This is a genomic window from Stenotrophomonas sp. Steno-Z10-HUANG, assembly GCF_056393075.1.
Map to the genome: position 1 here is coordinate 234,273 of NZ_JBWJPA010000001.1, position 18,307 is coordinate 252,579.

General features: G+C 71.9%; 14 protein-coding genes. 9 read left to right on the top strand and 5 right to left on the bottom strand.

Annotation, left to right across the window (positions count from 1 at the left end; translation table 11 throughout):
• Positions 1–22: 22 nt before the first annotated feature.
• Positions 23–2,950 (top strand): serine/threonine-protein kinase, encoded by a 2,928-nt coding sequence (locus tag AC06E6_RS01060; protein ID WP_478059981.1) that lies wholly within the window; start codon positions 23–25, stop codon positions 2,948–2,950.
• A 76-nt stretch (positions 2,951–3,026) separates the two neighbouring features.
• On the opposite strand, the gene AC06E6_RS01065 is transcribed toward AC06E6_RS01060, so the two are convergent.
• Together AC06E6_RS01065 and metK are read right to left on the bottom strand one after the other, a co-directional pair.
• Positions 3,027–3,530 (bottom strand): acyl-CoA thioesterase, encoded by a 504-nt coding sequence (locus tag AC06E6_RS01065; protein WP_104939583.1) that lies wholly within the window; start codon positions 3,528–3,530, stop codon positions 3,027–3,029.
• 131 nt (positions 3,531–3,661) lie between these two features.
• On the bottom strand, positions 3,662–4,897 hold the full coding sequence (metK, locus tag AC06E6_RS01070; RefSeq protein WP_161613813.1) for a methionine adenosyltransferase: 1,236 nt from the start codon (positions 4,895–4,897) through the stop codon (positions 3,662–3,664).
• 221 nt (positions 4,898–5,118) lie between these two features.
• Here metK and olsF point away from each other — a divergent pair, with 221 nt between their 5' ends.
• The 8 genes from olsF to AC06E6_RS01110 all read left to right on the top strand — a co-directional run bounded on the left by olsF (position 5,119) and on the right by AC06E6_RS01110 (position 14,392).
• Positions 5,119–6,831, top strand: coding sequence for a bifunctional ornithine lipid synthase OlsF (olsF, locus tag AC06E6_RS01075; RefSeq protein WP_240213241.1), 1,713 nt, complete (start codon positions 5,119–5,121; stop codon positions 6,829–6,831).
• Positions 6,828–7,733, top strand: coding sequence for a UDP-2,3-diacylglucosamine diphosphatase (locus tag AC06E6_RS01080; RefSeq protein WP_240213240.1), 906 nt, complete (start codon positions 6,828–6,830; stop codon positions 7,731–7,733). The genes olsF and AC06E6_RS01080 overlap by 4 nt, the downstream gene beginning before the upstream one ends.
• A 129-nt stretch (positions 7,734–7,862) precedes the next feature.
• Positions 7,863–9,197: a TolC family protein gene (locus AC06E6_RS01085; RefSeq protein WP_275692598.1), complete on the top strand. Its 1,335-nt coding sequence runs from the start codon at positions 7,863–7,865 to the stop codon at positions 9,195–9,197.
• Entirely contained in the window at positions 9,194–10,204 is a 1,011-nt protein-coding gene (locus AC06E6_RS01090) for an HlyD family secretion protein (RefSeq protein ID WP_293765194.1), read from the top strand. The genes AC06E6_RS01085 and AC06E6_RS01090 overlap by 4 nt, the downstream gene beginning before the upstream one ends.
• The gene (locus tag AC06E6_RS01095) at positions 10,189–11,373 is read left to right on the top strand and encodes an ABC transporter permease (RefSeq protein ID WP_240213237.1); all 1,185 of its coding nucleotides are present in this window, start codon (positions 10,189–10,191) and stop codon (positions 11,371–11,373) included. Before AC06E6_RS01090 ends, AC06E6_RS01095 begins: the two co-directional genes overlap by 16 nt.
• On the top strand, positions 11,370–12,494 hold the full coding sequence (locus AC06E6_RS01100; RefSeq protein WP_240213236.1) for an ABC transporter permease: 1,125 nt from the start codon (positions 11,370–11,372) through the stop codon (positions 12,492–12,494). The genes AC06E6_RS01095 and AC06E6_RS01100 overlap by 4 nt, the downstream gene beginning before the upstream one ends.
• 90 nt (positions 12,495–12,584) lie before the next feature.
• Positions 12,585–13,646 carry a metal-dependent hydrolase gene (locus AC06E6_RS01105; RefSeq protein WP_478059984.1) on the top strand — a complete coding sequence of 354 codons (1,062 nt, stop codon included), beginning with the start codon at positions 12,585–12,587 and terminating at the stop codon, positions 13,644–13,646.
• Positions 13,647–13,792: 146 nt separating this feature from the next.
• Complete coding sequence (locus AC06E6_RS01110) at positions 13,793–14,392, top strand: nitroreductase family protein (RefSeq protein ID WP_104939575.1); 600 nt, start codon at positions 13,793–13,795, stop codon at positions 14,390–14,392.
• Positions 14,393–14,655: 263 nt separating this feature from the next.
• Here AC06E6_RS01110 and dusB read toward each other — a convergent pair whose 3' ends face one another.
• From dusB to AC06E6_RS01125, 3 genes are all read right to left on the bottom strand, one after another.
• The gene (gene dusB, locus AC06E6_RS01115; protein WP_161613850.1) at positions 14,656–15,660 is read right to left on the bottom strand and encodes a tRNA dihydrouridine synthase DusB; all 1,005 of its coding nucleotides are present in this window, start codon (positions 15,658–15,660) and stop codon (positions 14,656–14,658) included.
• Positions 15,661–15,808: 148 nt separating this feature from the next.
• Positions 15,809–16,762 (bottom strand): ribokinase, encoded by a 954-nt coding sequence (locus AC06E6_RS01120; RefSeq protein ID WP_321989309.1) that lies wholly within the window; start codon positions 16,760–16,762, stop codon positions 15,809–15,811.
• A gap of 56 nt (positions 16,763–16,818) precedes the next feature.
• Positions 16,819–18,117 (bottom strand): NupC/NupG family nucleoside CNT transporter, encoded by a 1,299-nt coding sequence (locus AC06E6_RS01125; RefSeq protein WP_104939573.1) that lies wholly within the window; start codon positions 18,115–18,117, stop codon positions 16,819–16,821.
• Positions 18,118–18,307 lie beyond the last annotated feature (190 nt).

Here is an 18,307-nt window from a genome sequence, read left to right on the forward strand (position 1 = left end):
AGGTGAACGGGGAATGGGGACGATGCGCGAAGGCGAGGGGAGCAGTGGCGACGCGACGCGTTACCACCGGGTCAAGCAGATCGTGCTGCAGGCGCTGGACCTGCAGGGCAGCGCCCGCGAGGCGCTGATCGAACGCGAGGCGGCCGGCGATGCAGCGCTGGCCGAGGAGGCGCGGGCGCTGCTCGCCGGCATGGAGGCCGACCAGACGCTGGTGGTGTCGTGCCGTTCGCCGGGGCTGCCGCCGCCCGACCCGGGGCAGGACCTCAGCGGCCAGGAGGCATCGGCCGACGCCAGCCGCGAATACCGCCTGCTGCAGCGCCTGGGCGCCGGCGGCATGGGCGTGGTGTACCTGGCCGAACGCAGCCACGGCGGCTTCGTGCAGAAGGTCGCGCTGAAGCTGCTCAACCCGGTGGCCGAGGCGTCGCAGGAACTGCGCGCGCGCTTCGCCCGCGAGCGTGAACTGCTGGCGCGGCTGGACCACCCGGGCATCGCGCGCCTGCTCGACGGCGGCATTCTCGCCGATGGCCGCCCGTTCCTGGCCATGGAATACGTCGAGGGCGAGCGCGTGGACGTCCACGCCGCGCGGCTGCCGCTGGACGAGCGCATCGCGCTGTTCGTCAGGATCTGCGAAGCGGTGGCCGAGGCGCACCGCTGCCTGGTCATCCACCGTGATCTCAAGCCGGCCAACATCCTGGTCGACGCGCGCGGCCAGCCGCGGTTGCTGGACTTCGGCATCGCCCGCCTGATCGACGAGGACAGCGCGGCGGCCGGCGATACGCGTACCGGCCAGCATGCCCTCACCCTGGCCTACGCCAGCCCCGAGCAGCTCGCCTGCCAGCCGCTGACCACCGCCACCGACGTCTACTCGCTGGGCGCGGTGCTGTACCAGCTGGTCTGCGGCCAGCTGCCGTTCTCCGACATCGACAATCCGGCCGGCCTGTACAACGCCATCGCCAATACCGACGTGCCGCCGCCAAGCCGGCGGCTGCGCGCCGACGGTGCGCCACGGCGGCGCGGGCGCGCGGTGCCGGCCGACATCGACGCCATCGTGCTCAAGGCGCTGCGCAAGGAGCCTGACCGCCGTTACCCCTCGGTCGCGGCGCTGGCCGAGGACCTACGCCGGTACCTGGAGCACCGCCCGGTCAGCGCCCGCGCCGGCGAACGCGGGTATCGCATGCGGCGCCTGCTGCGGCGCAATGCCTGGCCGCTGGCCGCCGCGGCGCTGGTGCTGTTGTCGGTGCTGGGCGGGCTGCTGGCCTCGGTGCTGGCCCTGCGCGAGGCCAAAGCGCAGCAGGCGCTGGCCGAACGCCGCGGGCGGGAGCTGCAGCGGATCGTCGATTTCCAGCGCAGCAGCCTGGAAAGCGTCGACATCCAGGCAATGGGGCGCTCGCTGGCCGCCGCGCAGAAGGACATGCTGCTCAAGGCCGACGCCGCCGCCGGTGGGCAACTGGCCTCGCCGCAGGTGCTGCAGCTGGTGGATGCCGCGGCCGCGCGTGGCGCCACCGATCTGGCCCGCGATGCGCTGGAGACCTACGTGGTGGCGCACGCGCTGGACCGGATCGGCAACGAGGTGAGTGACGACGCCGCGCTGGCGGCGGAGTTGCGGCAATCGCTGGCCGGCGTGCTGCACGCCATCGGCAGCAACGTCAGCGCCGAGGCACAGTTGCGGCAGGTGCTGGAGCAGCGGCAGGCGCTGGCAGCGGACAGCCCGGAGCGGCTGTCAACGGAACTGGCGCTGGCGGGGGTGCTGGTCACCCTTGGGCGCGCGGACGAGGCGCAGCGCCTGTATACGCAGGTGCACGCCGCCACCGCGGCACGGCCGATGAGCGATCCGCAGCGGCTGGAGGCCGAACTGGGGCGCGCCATCCTGATGATCATCCAGGGCCGCTTCGACGATGCCATCGCCGCCTACGACGCGATCCGCGCGGGTGTCGGCAGCGCCCTGCCGGAAAGCGACGAGCGCCTGCTGCGCCTGCGTCGTTACCGCATCGATGCGTTGATCCAGGCCGGCCGGCGCGCCGAGGCCGGGCCGGAGGCCGAAGCGCTGTTGCCGCTGTACCAGCGTGCGCTCGGGGCGACGCATCGCGATACCTTGTACGTGGCATTGGTGCAGGCCAAGCTGCTGCGCGAGCAGAAGCAGTTCGAACAGTCGCAGGCCCTGGCTCGCAACGCCGCCGACGTGCTGGCGCAGCGTTACGGCGAAGACCATCCGGACACGGTGTCGGCGCGCTACCTGGTGGCGATCAATGGCTTCGCGCTGGCCGGCGACGACGCGGCGCTGGCCCGGGTCCAGGCCGAGATCGAACGGGTCATCGACTACCGGCGCCAGCAACAGGGCGAAGACAGCGCCCAGGCCGTCTCGCCGATGACCGGCCTGGTCGGCGTGCTGAACAAGCGTGCCATGCTGGCCGACGACCCGGCCGCGCGCGCCGAATTCATGGCGCAGGCGCTGCGGGTGCAGCAGGCGGTGCTGGATTCGCACCTGCGCCACCGCGGTCCGGACCATCCCAATACCCTGCTGGCGCAGGGCAGCCTGGCGAGCCTGCTGCACCGGCAGGGGCGCCATGCGCAGGCGCTGCCGCATGCGCAGCGCTGCCTCGAGGGCCAGCGCCGCACGCTCGCGCCGGACCACCCGATCATCGCCGGCACCTGGAGCCTGAATGCCGACATCCTGTTGGCCCTGGGCCGGCTGGAGCCGGCGCGCGCGGCCTACGCGACGGCCTTGGAGCTGCGCGCGCGCAAACTCGGCGCCGAGGCGTCGCCCACGATCGAAACCGCCGCGCGCCTGTATCGGCTGCTGCAGCGCATGCAACGCGTGGACGATGCGACCGCGCTGCGCACCCGCTACCTGGACCCGTTGCTGAAGCGTGACCCCGCGCAGCTGGATGCCGGGATGCGTTCGGTCCGCGAGCAGGCCCGCGAGGTGATCGCCGCGGCCGGCGGCCGCTGACCCGCAGCGGCAGGCGGCGTACGCCACGCCGCGCTCCGGTGGGCGGCGCCCGCCCGTGGGCGCGGCCGCCGCGGTGCTACGGCGCCGGCGTGGTGGCGCTGCTGCCGAGCAGCTCGCGGTGGCGCTGCTCCATGTCCTGGCGCAGCTGGCGGCGGATCTGCGCGGCGGCATAGCGGCGCTTCTCGTCGCCGGTCGCCGGCTGCAGCGGCGGCACCGGCGTGGGCCTGCCGTCGTCGTCCACCGCGACCATGGTGAAAAAGCAGCTGTTGGCGTGGCGCACGCTGCCCTGGCGGATGTCCTCGGCCACCACCTTGATGCCCACTTCCATCGACGAGGTGCCGGTGTAGTTCACCGACGCGAGGAAGGTGACCAGCTCGCCCACCGCGATCGGCTGGCGGAACATCACCTGGTCCACCGACAGGGTGACCACGTAATTGCCGGCGTAGCGGCTGGCGCAGGCATAGGCCACCTGGTCGAGCAGGCGCAGTACCGCGCCGCCATGCACCTTGCCGGAGAAATTGGCCATGTCCGGGGTCATCAGCACGGTCATCGACAACTGGTGGGACGTGGGCTCGGACATGGGCATTGGCGCGAAGGGGGGAACCGCAGGCTAACCCGGCGCGGTGGCCGGATGCACCCCCGGCCGCTGCCCGCAAACAGAAAGGCCGCCCGTGCGGGCGGCCTTTCCGGTCAACGCCTGCCGGGCCGGGCTTACTTGAGCTTGGCGGCCTTGCGCAGCGCTTCGGCGCGGTCGGTCTTCTCCCAGGAGAACGCGGTGGCGTTCTGGGTCTTGCCGTCGCCGTCGACGTACGAGAATTCCTTCGGCTTGCGGCCGAAGTGGCCGTAGGCGGCGGTCTGCTGGTACATCGGGTGGATCAGGTCGAGCATCTTGATGATGCCGTACGGGCGCAGGTCGAAGTGCGCGCGGATCAGCTTCTCGATCTGCGCGTCGGCGATCTTGCCGGTGCCGAAGGTGGTGACCGAGATCGAGGTCGGCTCGGCCACGCCGATGGCGTAGGAAACCTGCACTTCGCACTTGTCGGCCAGGCCGGCGGCGACCACGTTCTTGGCCACGTAGCGGGCGGCGTAGGCGGCCGAGCGGTCGACCTTGGACGGATCCTTGCCGGAGAACGCGCCGCCACCGTGGCGGGCCATGCCGCCGTAGGTGTCGACGATGATCTTGCGGCCGGTCAGGCCGCAGTCGCCCACCGGGCCGCCGATCACGAAGATGCCGGTCGGGTTGATGTGCACCTTGTTCTTCGGCAGCGCGTCCAGCCACGCCTTCGGCAGGACCGGCTTGAGGATGTGCTCGCGCACGGCCTCGATCAGGTCCTTCTGCTTCACGCCCGGGTCATGCTGGGTCGACAGCACCACCGCGTCCAGGCCCTCGATCCTGCCATCCTGGCCGTAGCGCAGGGTGACCTGGCTCTTGGCGTCCGGGCGCAGCCACGGCAGCGGCGAGTTCTTCTTCTTGCGGACCTTGGCCTGCTGCTCGACCAGGCGGTGCGAGTAGTAGATCGGCGCCGGCATGAATTCCGGGGCTTCGTTGCAGGCATAGCCGAACATCAGGCCCTGGTCGCCCGCGCCCTGTTCTTCCGGCTTCTTGGCCTTCTTGTCGGTGCCGTCGACGCCGGCGGCGATGTCCGGCGACTGCTTGCCCAGCATGTTGATGATGGCGCAGGTGTGGCCGTCGAAGCCGACGTTGGAGTTGTCGTAGCCGATCGCGTTGATGACGTTGCGGGTCAGCTCTTCGATGTCGACCCAGGCCGAGGTGGTGACCTCGCCGGCGACGATCGCCGCACCGGTCTTGACCAGGGTTTCGCAGGCGACGCGGGCGCGCTTGTCTTGGGTGAGGATCGCGTCCAGCACCGCATCGGAAATCTGGTCGGCGATCTTGTCCGGATGGCCTTCGGAGACCGACTCGGAAGTGAAGAGATAGCTGGACATGAGCTTGTATCCCTGTATGCGGATGAAAAGATAGCCGCGCATGATACACGGCCGGGGCACCCCGGGAATAGTGCAGGGCCGGTTGTTGCCATCCGGTTAATAAACCGGTTCACCCAGCCCGCCGCCCGCGGCCGGGCGTCACCGAACTGCCGCAAAACCGCAACCGCGCTGCCGCCTGGCGGGCGCAGGCTGCCGGCCAACCGGGCCGTCGGACCACCGCCATGCACCAGATCGAGCAACGCCTGCAGCAGCGCTATCCCGAGTGGTTCCATGGCCCGCGCGGGCGCCTGGCGCGGCCGCTGCTGCGCAGCGTGGGGCGCTGGTCGCGGCTGGACCAGGTGCAGGCGTTCCTGCGCCACAACGGCGAGCGCCGCGGCCTCGCCTTTGTCCAGGCCGCGCTGGACTTCCTGGGCAGCCGCTACCAGCTGGACCGTGGCGCGCTGGCGCGGATCCCCGCCCGCGGGCGGCTGCTGGTGGTCGCCAACCACCCCTCCGGCGCGCTCGACGCGCTGGCGCTGCTGGACGCGGTGGGCCAGGTGCGGCGCGACGTGCGCATCATCGCCAACGACCTGCTGGCCGACCTGGAGCCGCTGCGCGAGCTGCTGCTGCCGGTACGGATCCTGGGCGGCCGCGCGCGTCGCGACAGCCTGCGCGCGGTGGAGCAGGCGCTGGCGGCCGAGCAGTGCGTGATCGTGTTCCCGGCCGGCGAAGTGTCGCGGCTGTCGCTGCGCGGCATCCGCGACGGCCGCTGGAACCGCGGCTTCGTGCGCTTCGCCAACGCCACCGGCACGCCGGTGCTGCCGGTGCGGGTGCAGGCGCGCAACTCGGCGTTGTTCTACGGCGCCTCGGCGCTGTTCAAGCCGGCCGGCACCGCGCTGCTGGCGCGCGAGATGTTCGCCCGCCGCGGGCGCCCGCTGCGGCTGTGGGTGGGGCAGGCCCTGCACCTGGACCCCGCGCTGGACCCGGCGCTGCAGCTGCAGGCGGTACGGCGCGCGCTGTACGCGCTCGGTGCCGACGACGCGCCGGCGGGCGCCGCCGTCGACGGGCCCGAACCGCTGGCCGCGGCGATCGCCGCCGAGCGGGTCGCGGCGGAGATCGAGGCCGCCGACCTGCTCGGCCAGACCGGCGACGGCAAGCAGATCCGGCTGGCACGCTGCGCCGCCGGCTCGCCGCTGCTGCTGGAACTGGGGCGGTTGCGCGAGCTGACCTTCCGCCGGGTCGGCGAGGGCACCGGGCGCAGCCGCGACCTGGACGACTTCGACCTGCTGTACCAGCACATCGTGGTCTGGGATGCGGCGCAGCAGCGCATCGCCGGCGCCTACCGCATCATGCGCGGCGCCCAGGCGCTGGCGCGCAGCGGCCTTGCCGGGCTCTATACCGCGGCGCTGTTCCGCTATGCCGACGATGCCATCCCGCGCATCGCCGAGGGCATGGAGCTGGGCCGCAGCTTCGTGGTGCCCGACTACTGGGGCAGCCGCAGCCTGGATTACCTGTGGCAGGGCATCGGCGCCTACCTGCGCAGCCAGCCGGGCGTGCGCTACCTGTTCGGCGCGGTATCGATCAGCGCGGCGTTGCCGCGCGAGGCGCGCGAACAGCTGGTCGCGTACTACCAGCGCTACTACGGCGGCGGCCACGGCCTGGTCGAGTCGACCCGGCCGTTCCAGTACTTCGCCGCGCCGCCATGCTTCGGCGACATGGATGCCGATGCCGCGTTCGAGGTGCTCAAGGCCAACCTGGCCGCGCTGGGCACCAGCGTGCCCACGCTCTACCGCCAGTACACCGACCTGTGCGAGCCGGGCGGCGCGCGCTTCCTGGCGTTCGGCGTGGACCCGGATTTCAGCGATTCCATCGACGGCCTGATCGAAGTGGACCTGCAGGCGATCCGCCCGCACAAGCGCCGGCGTTACCTGCGCGACGCCGGGGTGCCGGCATGAGCGCGCCGACCCCGCTGCTGCCGTACCGGCGCGCGGTGTTCATCTCCGACACCCACCTGGGCGCGCGCCATTGCCATGCGGCCGAGCTGGCGCGGTTCCTGTCCACGCTGCGCTGCGAACGCCTGTACCTGGTCGGCGACATCGTCGACCTGTGGTGGCTGGCGCAGCGGCGCGCCAGCTGGAACGCGGCGCACAACGCGGTGGTCGAGGCGCTGCACGGGCTGCGCCGCGCCGGCACCGCGATCATCTACATCCCCGGCAACCACGACGCCCCGCTGCGCCGGACCTGCGGGCTGATGCTGCCGGCGATGCAGGTGCGGCGGCGTGCCATCCACGTCACCGCCGATGGCCGCCGCCTGCTGGTGGTGCACGGCGACGACTACGACGGCGCGACGCGCTGGCACCTGCCGATGCCGACGCGCGCGGCGACTTCCCCCATCGCATCGCCCGATGCCGGCGATGCGATCGCCCCCTCGACCCAAGGCCGCGGGCGTCGGGTTCTCACCCATCTGCAGTACGGCGTGGGCGACTGGCTCTACTACCGCATCCTCACCGGCAACCGCCTGCTCAACGTGCTGCGCCAGCGGGTCGGGCTGCGCTACTGGTCGCTGGCCGAGTTCCTCAAGCGGCGCAGCGCCGCGGCCGAGCGCTACATCGAGCGTTTCGTGCAGGCCGGGCTGGACGACGCGCGCCGCCGTGGCCTGGACGGCATCGTCTGCGGCCACATCCACCGGGCCGCGCTGGTCGAGCGCGATGGCCTGGTCTATGCCAACGACGGCGACTGGGTCGAAAGCCTCACCGCCCTGGCCGAGGATCACGACGGCAGCCTGCGCCTGCTCGACCCTGCCGGGCGCAGCCTGGCGTGGCTGCCGCCACGCGCGCCACAGGCGCGGGCCGCCTGAGCTGGCCTGCATGCTGCGTCCTCACGGTGGCGGCGCTATGCTCGCCGCGGGCTGGGGAAAGGAGCATCCGCGGTGGCACACACGCAGTCGACGACCCGGGCAAGGGCGGTGTTGTTCGCGGCCTGGCTTCTGCTGGCCGCCACCGGCACCGCTGCCGCCAGCGTCGACGCGCCGCCGGCGTTGAGCTTCGAGCAGGCGCGCGCGCGCCTGGAACAGGTCTCCGACGCGCTGGCCGCGGCCGACGCCGGGGTGCGCGGCAAGCAGGACCTGCAGGACGCCACCCGCTACCTGCGGCTGCCGGAAATCACCGGCGACATACGCCGCATGCAGTTCCAGAAATCGCTGGAGCTGCCACTGGGTTCGCTGGCACCGGTGGCCGAGGCGTTCGGCATCGAATCGCCGCTGCGTTTCGCCGAGCGCGACTGGCGCACCCGCCCGATCGTCACCGCCAGCGTGCCGCTGTACAGCGGCGGGCTGATCCCGGCGGCGCAGCAGGCGGCGCAGGCAGCCACCGCCCAGGCCGAGGCCGAGCGCGAGGCGCAGCGCCAGTCGCTGGCGCTGCAGCTGGTGCAGGCCTATTTCGGCCAGCAACTGGCCGAACGCGCGGTGCAGGTGCGGCGCGAGGTCCGCGATGGCCTGCAGCGGCACCTGGACGACGCGCTCAAGCTCGAACGCGAAGGCTTCGCCAGCCGCGCCCAGCGCCTGCAGGCCAGTGTCGCCCGCGACAAGGCCGAGCGTGAGTACCAGAAGGCGCGCAACGACCTGGCCACCCTGCAGCAGGCGCTGGCCACGCTGCTGCGCAGCGGCGGCAACGTCGGCACCACCTCGCCGCTGTTCGTGATCGACGCGCCGCTGGAGCCCCGCGAGGCGTTCGAGCGCAGCGCGCTGCAGCGCCATCCGCAGCTCCAGCGCCTGCGCGCGCTGGGCCAGCAGGCCGAACAGGGCGTGCGCGTGCAGCAGGCCAGACTCAAGCCACAGGTCTACCTGTTCGGCCAGTACGACCTGCACCGCCGCGACGCCCTGCTCACCGATGCCGACTGGGCGTTCGGCATCGGCCTGCGCTACACCTTCCTGTCGCCGAGCGCGCGGCCGCTGCAGGTCAGCGCCGCGCGCGCGCAGCTGGAACAGGCGCGCGCCGGGCTGGGCGAGGCGGAGAACCAGGTGCGGCTGGGCGTGGGCAAGGCCTGGAACGAACTGGACACCGCGCGCAGCCAGTTCCGGCTGCTGGACAGCAGCATCGCCCAGGCCGAGGAGAACCTGCGCCTGCAGGAGCTGTCCTTCCGCGAAGGGCAGGCGACCTCGCTGGATGTGATCGACGCGCGCCTGGCGCTGGGCGCGGCGCGGGTGGAGCGGGCGCAGGCGGCCTACCAGTTCGATGTGGCGCTGGCGCAGCTGCTGGAAGTGAGCGGGCAGATGCAACGGTTCGACGACTACCGCCGGCGGGCGGACAAGGTGCTGGAATGAGCCAGACGGCGGGACACGACACGGGACCGCGGCGGCGCCGCGTTTTTGCCATCGCCGGCGTGTTGTTGCTGGCGTTGGTGGCGCTGGGGCTGTGGCTTGGCCTGCGTACCCCGGCCGACCAGGTGCAGGGCATGGCCGACGCCGACAGCGTCAACGTCGCCGCCAAGGTGACCGCGCGGCTGCACGCGCTGCACGTGCGCGAGGGCCAGCGGGTCGCGGCCGGGCAGCTGCTGTTCGAGCTGGACAGCCCGGAAGTCGCGGCCAAGGAGCGCCAGGCCGCGGCGGTGGTCGCGGCCGCACAGGCGATGGCGGACAAGGCCGAGGAGGGCGCGCGCAGCGAGGACATCCGTGCCGCCGAGGCCAACTGGCAGCGTGCCCGGGCCGGTGCCGAACTGGCCACGGCCACGTTCCGGCGGCTGGACACCCTGTTCAACGAGGGCGTGGTCACCCGGCAGAAGCGCGACGAGGCGCAGGCGCAGGCGCGCAGCGCGGAGGAGCTGGCGCGGGCGGCGCGGGCGCAGTACGACCAGGCGCTGGCCGGCGCGCGCCGCCAGGACAAGGCCGCCGCGCTGGCGCAGGTACGGCAGGCCGAAGGCGCCAAGGCCGAAGTCGATGCCGCGCGCCAGGAAACCCGCGGCCACGCGCCGCTGGCCGGCGAGGTGAGCAAGCGCATGGCCGACATCGGCGAACTGGTGCCGGCCGGCTACCCGGTGTTTACCCTGGTCGACATCGACCACATGTGGGTGGCGCTGACCCTGCGCGAGGACCAGCTGTACGGGCTCAGGCCGGGGGCGGTGCTGCACGGCACGATCCCGGCCCTGGGCGGGCGCAGCGCCGCGTTCGAGGTCTACTTCATCAGCCCGGCCGGCGACTACGCCACCTGGCGCAGCACCCGGCAGTCATCCGGCTACGACGTGCGCAGCTTCGAGGTGCGGGTGCGTCCGCGGCAGCCGGTCGACGGGTTCCGCCCGGGCATGAGCGTGCTGTTCGCATGGCCGCAGGGCTGACGCCGGGCAGCGGCGCCGCGTTCGCCGCGTCGCTGCGGCGCGAACTGCGCCACTGGCGCGAGGACCGCTGGGAACTGGCACTGGTCACGCTGGTGCCGCTGCTGCTCATGCTGCTGATGATGGCGCTGTTCTCCGGCGCGGTGCTGCGCCAGCTGCCGGTGGCGCTGGTGGACCTGGACGGCAGCGCCGACAGCCGCGCGCTGGCGCGCGCCATCGATGCCAGCCCCGGGGTGGCGCTGGTCGCCCAGCCGGCGTCACTGCAACAGGCACAGGCGCAGCTGCGCGCGCTGGAGGTGTTCGCCATCGTGCTGCTGCCGCGCGACATGAGCCGGCGCGCGCTGCGCGGCGAACCGGCACCGGTCTACGCGTTCTACAACGCCACCTACCTGGCCACCGGGCAATCGGCCGCGCGCGACATCGCCGACGCGGTGGCCGCGTACAACGCGCGCATGCTGAAGGAACGGATCGGCCTGCAGGCCGGGCCGGCGCGCCTGCGCGCCGCGCCGGTGACGGTGCAGGCCACGGTGCTGTACAACCCGGCGCGCAGCTACGAACTGTTCCTGCTGCCGCTGATCTTCCCGGCGGTGCTGTCGCTGCTGGCGGCACTGGCGGCCGGCGGCGCCTTCGGCCGCGAGCGCCGCGACGGCCTGCTGGCCACCTGGCTGGGGCGGCGGCCCTGGGCCGCCATCGCCGGCAAGCTGCTGCCCTACGTGGCGGTGTTCTCGCTGTACGGCGCTTTCGGCGTGCTGTATGTGGCCTATGTGCGTGGCGACGGCGTGGCCGGCAGCGTGTGGCTGCTGTTGCTGGCCCAGCCGCTGTTCTACCTGGCGTGCTGCTGCTTCGCGCTGCTGTTCATCGCCCTCACCCGCGACATGTGCACCGGGCTGTCGCTGGTCGGGCTGAGCATCGGCACCGCGCTGGCGTTCTCCGGCGCCACCTTCCCGGTGGTGGCGGCGCCGCTGTTCACCCGCGTGTGGAATGCGCTGCTGCCGCTCACCGCGTATGTCCAGCTGCAGATGCAGCAGCTGTTCATGGGCTCGCCGTGGACGGTGTCGCTGCGTCCGCTGGGGGTGCTGGCGCTGATGGCGGGGGTGGCCGGTGCCGGTGGTGCGCTGCTGCTGGCCCGGGCCGCGCGCCGCGCCGCGCCGCCGGTGCCGGTGCCGGCATGAGCCGGGTCGCCGCCAGCTTCCGCGCGACGCTGCAGGCGGTGTTCGCCGACTCGGCCGCGCGCACGGTGATGATCGGCGCGGTGCTGTTGTATTCGTTCTTCTACCCGGCGGCCTACCGTCACCAGGTCGCCAGCGACCTGCCGCTGGCGGTGGTCGACGCCGACCGCAGCGCCACCAGCCGCGCGCTGGTCCGGCATGTCGACGCGCTGCGCGCGGTGCGGGTGGCGACCCAGCCGCGCGACCTGGCGCAGGCGCGCGCGCAGCTGGAAGCCGGCCAGGTCGATGGCATCGTGCTGATCCCGGCGCGGCTGGAGCGCGACATCCTGCGCGGTGGCAGCGGCCAGCTGGTGTTGCTGGGCAATGGCGCCTACCTGGGCCGCGCCAGCGCCATCCTGGGCGGGCTGGCCGAGGGCATCGGCGCCTTCGGCCGCGACCAGGCGGTGCGCCAGGCCGGCTTCATGGGGCCGCCGCTGGCGGCACCGCTCGAACTGGTGCAGCGGCCGCTGTACAACACCCGCGAGGGCTACGGCAGCAGCGTGGTGCCGGGCGTGGCCGAGCTGATCGTGCACCAGACCCTGCTGCTGGGCATCGGCGTGCTGCTGGGTACCCGTCGCGCGCAGTCGGGGCAGCGCCTGCAGGTGGCGACACCGGCGCTGCTGGGCATGGCCGCGGCCTTCACCCTGGTGGCGGTGGCCGGGCTGCTCTACTACGCCGGCTTCAACGCCTGGGTGCAGGACTACCCGCGTGGCGGCAACGTGCCCGGCCTGCTGCTGGCGGTGCTGCTGTTCGCGCTGGCGTCGGTGGCGTTCGGTCTGTTCGTCGGCAGCTTCTTCCGTACCCGCGAGCGCGCGTTCCAGTACGTCACCGGGGTTTCGATCCCGCTGTTCTTCCTGTCCAACCTGTCGTGGCCGGCGGTGGCGTCGCCAGCGGCACTGGTGGCGCTGGCCAAGCTGTTGCCGACCACCGCGGGCATCAACGCCATCGTGCGCACCCAGCAGATGGGCGCGCGGGTGCCCGAGATCGGCGGCGAACTGCTCAACCTGCTGTTGCTGGCGCTGCTGTACGCTGCGCTGGCGGCGTGGCGGCTGCGCGCGCGGCCGCCACGCCACCCTCCGGGGTAGCTGCCGGGTCCGCCCGGCACCGGGGGCGGCCGCGGATGCGCCCTGCAGGGCAAGCCCTGCATCCACGGCAGGGCCCGGCATAATGCGGCGATGGATTCCCTCAGCCAGATCGTCCTCGGCGGCGCCGTCGCCGCCGCCATCGCCCCGGCCGGCCACCGCCGCGCGGCGCTGCTCGCCGGTGCCGCGCTGGGCACGCTGCCCGATCTCGACGGGCTGCTGATCATCGCCTTCACCCGCGACCCGGTGAGCCTGATGACGGTGCACCGCAGTTTCAGCCATTCGCTGTTCGTGCTGCCGCTGCTGGGCACGCTGATCTGGTGGCTGTACCGGCGCTTCGGCCACGGCCGGGTGGCGCAGGCGCCCGCGCGCTGGTGGTGGGCGATGGTGCTGGCGCTGGTCACCCATCCGCTGCTGGACGCGTTCACCGTCTACGGCACGCAGCTGTGGTGGCCGCTGATGCCGCACCCGACGATGTGGTCGAGCGTGTTCATCATCGACCCGCTGTATACCGTGTGGCTGGCGCTGGCCTGCGTGGTGGCGTGGTTCGCGCGGGCGCGGCCGCTGGCGCAGCGCGCGCTGGTCGCCGGGCTGGTGCTCAGCTGCGGGTACCTGGGCTGGTCGCTGCTGGCCAAGCATCTGGTCGAGCGCGATGCCGACCGCGCGCTGGCGGCGATGGGGCTGGCCGGCGCGCCGCGGTTCTCGGTGCCGATGCCGTTCAACACGCTGCTGTGGCGGGTGGTGGCGATGACCCCGCAGGGCTACGTGGTCGGCGACCGCTCGCTGTGGGCCGACCACGGGCCCATGCGCTTCAGCGGTTACCCGTCCAATGTGCAGGCGCTGCGCCAGGCGCAGTCGATCCCGGCGGTGGCGCGGCTGCAGTGGTTCAACCGCGGTTTCATGCGCGCGCAGGTGCGCGATGGCGAACTGGTGCTCAGCGACCTGCGCATGGGCCTGGAGCCGGACTACAACTTCAGCTTCGCGGTGGCCCGCGGGCAGGGCGGGCGCTGGGCGGCGATCCCGCCGCGGCAGCTGCGGCCCGTGTATCGCGATGCCGGTGGGCGCGCGATGCTGGAGCAGCGGCTGGCGCAGGTCTGGCGCCGTATATGGAACGATGAGGGCGTGATGCCGGCGGCGGAGGTGACAGGCGGCTAGGCGGGAGATTCCGGAAGCGGGCTTTATTTTCAAATTTAGAACAAATAGTGATTTTTATAGTGTTTGTTCTGAATTTGTTGGCAATTACACTGGCGCCCATTCCACGAATGGCCGCCTTGCCGGCTTTCCTTCCTTCCGGAGTCACCATGAACAGCCAAGCCATCGCCCTGTACAAGCAGCGCCGTTCCCAGTACGCGCTCGGCCGCACCCTGCCCATCGGCCAGGACCAGGTCACCGACCTGATCAAGCACGCCGTGCGCGAGGCGCCGTCGGCCTTCAATTCGCAGCCGACCCGCGCGCTGATCCTGCACGGGGCGCAGAGCGTGAAGTTCTGGGAGCTGGTCAAGGACGCGCTGCGCCCGATCGTGCCGGCCGCCGCGTTCGCCGCCACCGAGGGCAAGCTGGACAGCTTCGCCGCCGGCGCCGGCACCGTGCTGTTCTTCAATGACGTGGACGTGACCCGCGGTCTGCAGGACCAGTTCCCGCTGTACGCCGACAACTTCCCGGTGTGGGCCGAGCACGCCAACGGCATCGCCCAGTTCGCGGTGTGGACGGCGCTGGCCGAGGCCGGCATCGGCGCCAGCCTGCAGCATTACAACCCGGTGGTGGACGAGGCCGTGCACCGCGAATGGGGCATTGCCGGCAACTGGCAGCTGCGCGCGCAGATGCCGTTCGGCTCCCACGAAGCCGCCATCGGCGAGAAGAGCTACATGGAGGACGAGGCCCGCTTCAAGGTCTTCGCCTGAGCCTTCCGGCGCGCTCCTCCCCCCGCGCCGATCCAGGCCCGCCGGCTCTGCTGGCGGGCCTTTCTGTTGTGCCCGGTGGTCGCGCTCCTTTCCGGCTTGGCCTGCCGGAACGCGGCCCCGCGGGTTGGCGGCCGTGCCGGGCACAGGCCTGGGATCGAGGGTCTCCGTTGCGGATCGAGGCCGTAGGTGCGGCGCTTGCCCCGCACGCAGGCTCCCGGGAACGCCACATGCGGGGCAAGCCCCGCATCTACGGGGATCGCCCGTCAGGCCGCGGCCAGCGGCTGCGCGGCGATCAGCCCGTCGAAGTAGTCGCGGGTCAGCCGCAGCTGCGCGTCGGCGCTCTCGGCGGCGTTGACCACGGCGCGGAACGCCGCGCGCTGTTCATCGGTGTGTTCGGGCCGGTCCTTCGCGTACCAGCCCAGGTGCTTGCGGGCGATGCGCACGCCCTGCGGTTCGCCGTAGAACGCATGCAGGTCGGCGAGGTGGCCGAGCAGGATGTCGCGCACCTCTTCCAGCGACGGCGGCGGCAACTCCTCGCCGGTGGCCAGGTAGTGGGCGATCTCGCGGAAGATCCATGGCCGGCCCTGCGCGGCGCGGCCGACCATCACCGCGTCGGCGCCGGTATGGGCCAGCACCTGCGCGGCCTTGCGCGGGGAATCGACGTCGCCGTTGGCCAGCACCGGGATGTCCAGCATGGCCTTGATCGCGGCGATGGTGTCGTACTCGGCGGTGCCGGTGTAGTGCTGGTCGCGGGTGCGGCCGTGCACCGCCAGCGCGGCGATGCCGCTGTCCTGGGCGATGCGGGCGATGGCCGGCGCGTTGCGCACCTGCGCGCACCAGCCGGTGCGGATCTTCAGCGTGACCGGCACGTCCACCGCACCCACCACCGCCTCCAGGATGCGCGCCACCAGCGCCTCGTCGCGCATCAGCGCCGAGCCGGCCCAGGCATTGCACACCTTCTTGGCCGGGCAGCCCATGTTGATGTCGATGATCTGCGCGCCGTGGTCGACGTTGTAGCGCGCCGCCTCGGCCAGCTGCCGCGGCTCGGTGCCGGCGATCTGCACGCTGATCGGCGCCGGCTCGCCGGCATGGTCCATGCGGTGGATGGACTTGCGGGTATTCCAGAAGCGCGGGTCGGAGATGGTCATCTCCGAGGCGGCCAGGCCCGCGCCGAGCCGCTTGCACAGCTGCCGGAACGGTTTGTCGGTGACGCCGGCCATGGGCGCGAGCACCACGTTGGGTGCGATGGTGTAGGGGCCGATCTGCATGCGGCGCATTGTAGTGCCCGGCGCGGCGCCGATGCCGGCGCCGGCCCGTCGCGCGGGCATGGCTTCAGCGCTCATCCGGTTTGCCGGTGGCGGTGCGCCGCCCCCGCCGTGCCGCCGCGGGCGGCCAGCGCAGCGGCGGTACGCGGGCTCAGGCGGCGTCGGCCGGGGTCATCCGCGGCATCGCCGCGGCGGCGCCTTCGCTCTCGGTGGAGCGGGCGGCGTACTGGTTGGCGAAGCGCACGTGCTTGATGAAGGCCGCGTCCGGGGCCTGCGCCAGCGAGGCCGCCAGGGCGCCGTTGAAGGCGTCGCCGGCACCGGTGGTATCGACCACCTGCGCCGGCTCGGCAGCCACCCGGTAGTAGGGCTGGCTGTCGCCGCGCAGGCGCTCCTCGTCGTGCGAGACGAACACGCCGACCGCGCCGAGGGTAACCACCACGGTGTTGCCGGACAGCTTGCGGCACAGCGCGTGCAGGCTGGCGCCATCCAGCGCCGCCACGTCGTCGGCCTCCACCCGCTCGCCGACATGGCGGCCGAGCAGGGCGGCGAACTCGGTTTCGTTCGGGGTCAGCACGTCGGCCAGCTTGAGCAGGCCGATGCTGGACGGCGCGTTGGCCGGGGCGGCGTTGAGCACGGTCAGCACGCCGGCCTCGCGGGCGATGCCCAGCGCCGCCTCGATCGACTCCACCGGCGACTCCAGCTGCGCCAGCAGCACCCCGGCCGCGCCGATCAGCCCGGCGTTGGCGGCCATGAAGCCGGTGCTCAGCGAGGCATTGGCGCCGGCGCCGATGACGATCGAGTTGCGGCCGCGGCTGTCCACGTAGATGCCGGCGGTGCCGGTGGGCTCGCCGCTGGCCTCGGCGGCCAGCACGATGCCGTCGGCCGCGGCCAGCTGCCGGGCCAGCGCGCCACCGGCGTCGTCGCCCAGCGCGCAGACGAAGGTGATGTCGGCACCGGCGCGGCGCGCGGCCACCGCCTGGTTGAAGCCTTTGCCGCCGGGACCGGTGCTGTAGCGCCCGGCAATGGTCGCCCCCGGCGCGGGCAGGGCATCGCAGCGCCAGACGTGGTCGACATTGAAGGAACCGGCAACAACAACAGACTTCATGGAATCAATTTCTCTTCAGGTGGCTTTGGGGGGAGCCGAAGGGGGAGCGCGCGGGCTCAGCCGAAGTGGCTGAGCACGCCGGCGATGGTGGCCGTCATCAGCGTGGCGATGGTGCCGCCCAGCACCGCGCGCAGGCCGAACTTGGCCAGGTCGTGGCGACGGTCCGGGGCCAGCCCGCCGATGCCGCCGATCTGGATGGCGATCGAACTGAAGTTGGCGAAGCCGCACAGCGCGTAGGTGGCGATCAGGCGGCCTTCGTCGCTGAGGGTGACCCCGGCGACATTGCCCTTGATGATCTCCGACAGCTGCAGGTAGGCCACGAATTCGTTGATCACCACCTTCTGGCCGATCAGCGAACCCACGGTGGTGGCATCGGCCCACGGCGTGCCGATCACCCATGCGATCGGCGCCAGCACGTAGCCGAAGATGGTGGCCAGGTTGGTCGGCTTGCCGATGGCCTGGGCCAGCCCGGTCACTTCGCCCAGCCAGGTCAGCGGCGCGTTGAGCAGCGCGATCAGGGCGATGAAGGCCAGCAGCATGGCGCCGATGTTCAGCGCCAGCTTGAGGCCGTCGCCGGCGCCGGCGGCAGCGGCGTCGATGATGTTGGACGAGGTCTTCTCCACTTCCATCTTCACCGTGCCGCGGGTCAGCGGGGTGCCGGTCTCGGGCACCAGCAGCTTGGCGATCACCAGCGTGGCCGGCGCGGCCATGATCGAGGCCGCCAGCAGGTGCTTGGCGTAGAACGCCTGCGCCACCGGGTCGCCGCCGCCGAGCATGCCCACGTAGGCCGCCAGCACGCCACCGGCGATGTGCGCCATGCCGCCGATCATCATCGTGATCAGCTCGGACTGGGTCATCTTGGGGATGTAGGGGCGCACGGTCAGCGGCGCCTCGGTCTGGCCGATGAACACGCTGGCGCAGACGCTGGTGGTTTCCGCGCCGGACACCCGCATCACCTTGGTGATCGCCCAGGCCATGACCTTGACCACCGCCTGCATCACCCCGACGTGGTAGAGCACGCCCATCAGCGCCGAGAAGAAAATGATGGTCGGCAGCACCTGGAAGGCGAAGATGAAGCCGTACTTGGGCACGTCCATCAGGCTGCCGAAAATGAAGCTGGAGCCTTCGTTGACGTAGCTGAGGATCTTGACGAAGCCCTGGCCCAGCCAGTCGAACACGTCGCGCCCGCCCGGTACCAGCAGCACCAGCGCGGCGAAGGCGATCTGCAGGCTGATGCCGGTGGCGACCAGCTTCCAGTCCACTGCCTTCTTGTTGTTGGAAAACAGCCAGGTGATGCCGATCAGCACCGCCAGACCGAACAGGCCGAAGCCGATCCTGCCCAAACCTTCGACCATGAGTATTCCCCGGGCGAGCCCGCAAAAGCGGCAAGCCTAGAGCAGCGGCCAGTGGCGGGCAACAATCCCGACGCCTGCCGGGGGCAACGGCGGCGATCAGGCCGGCATCGGCAAGGTCCGGGGCGCTATCGGCACGGTGGCGGGGGTTACACTGGCGGCTGTCCGCGCCGCCGGCGCGCACCGCGTTCCA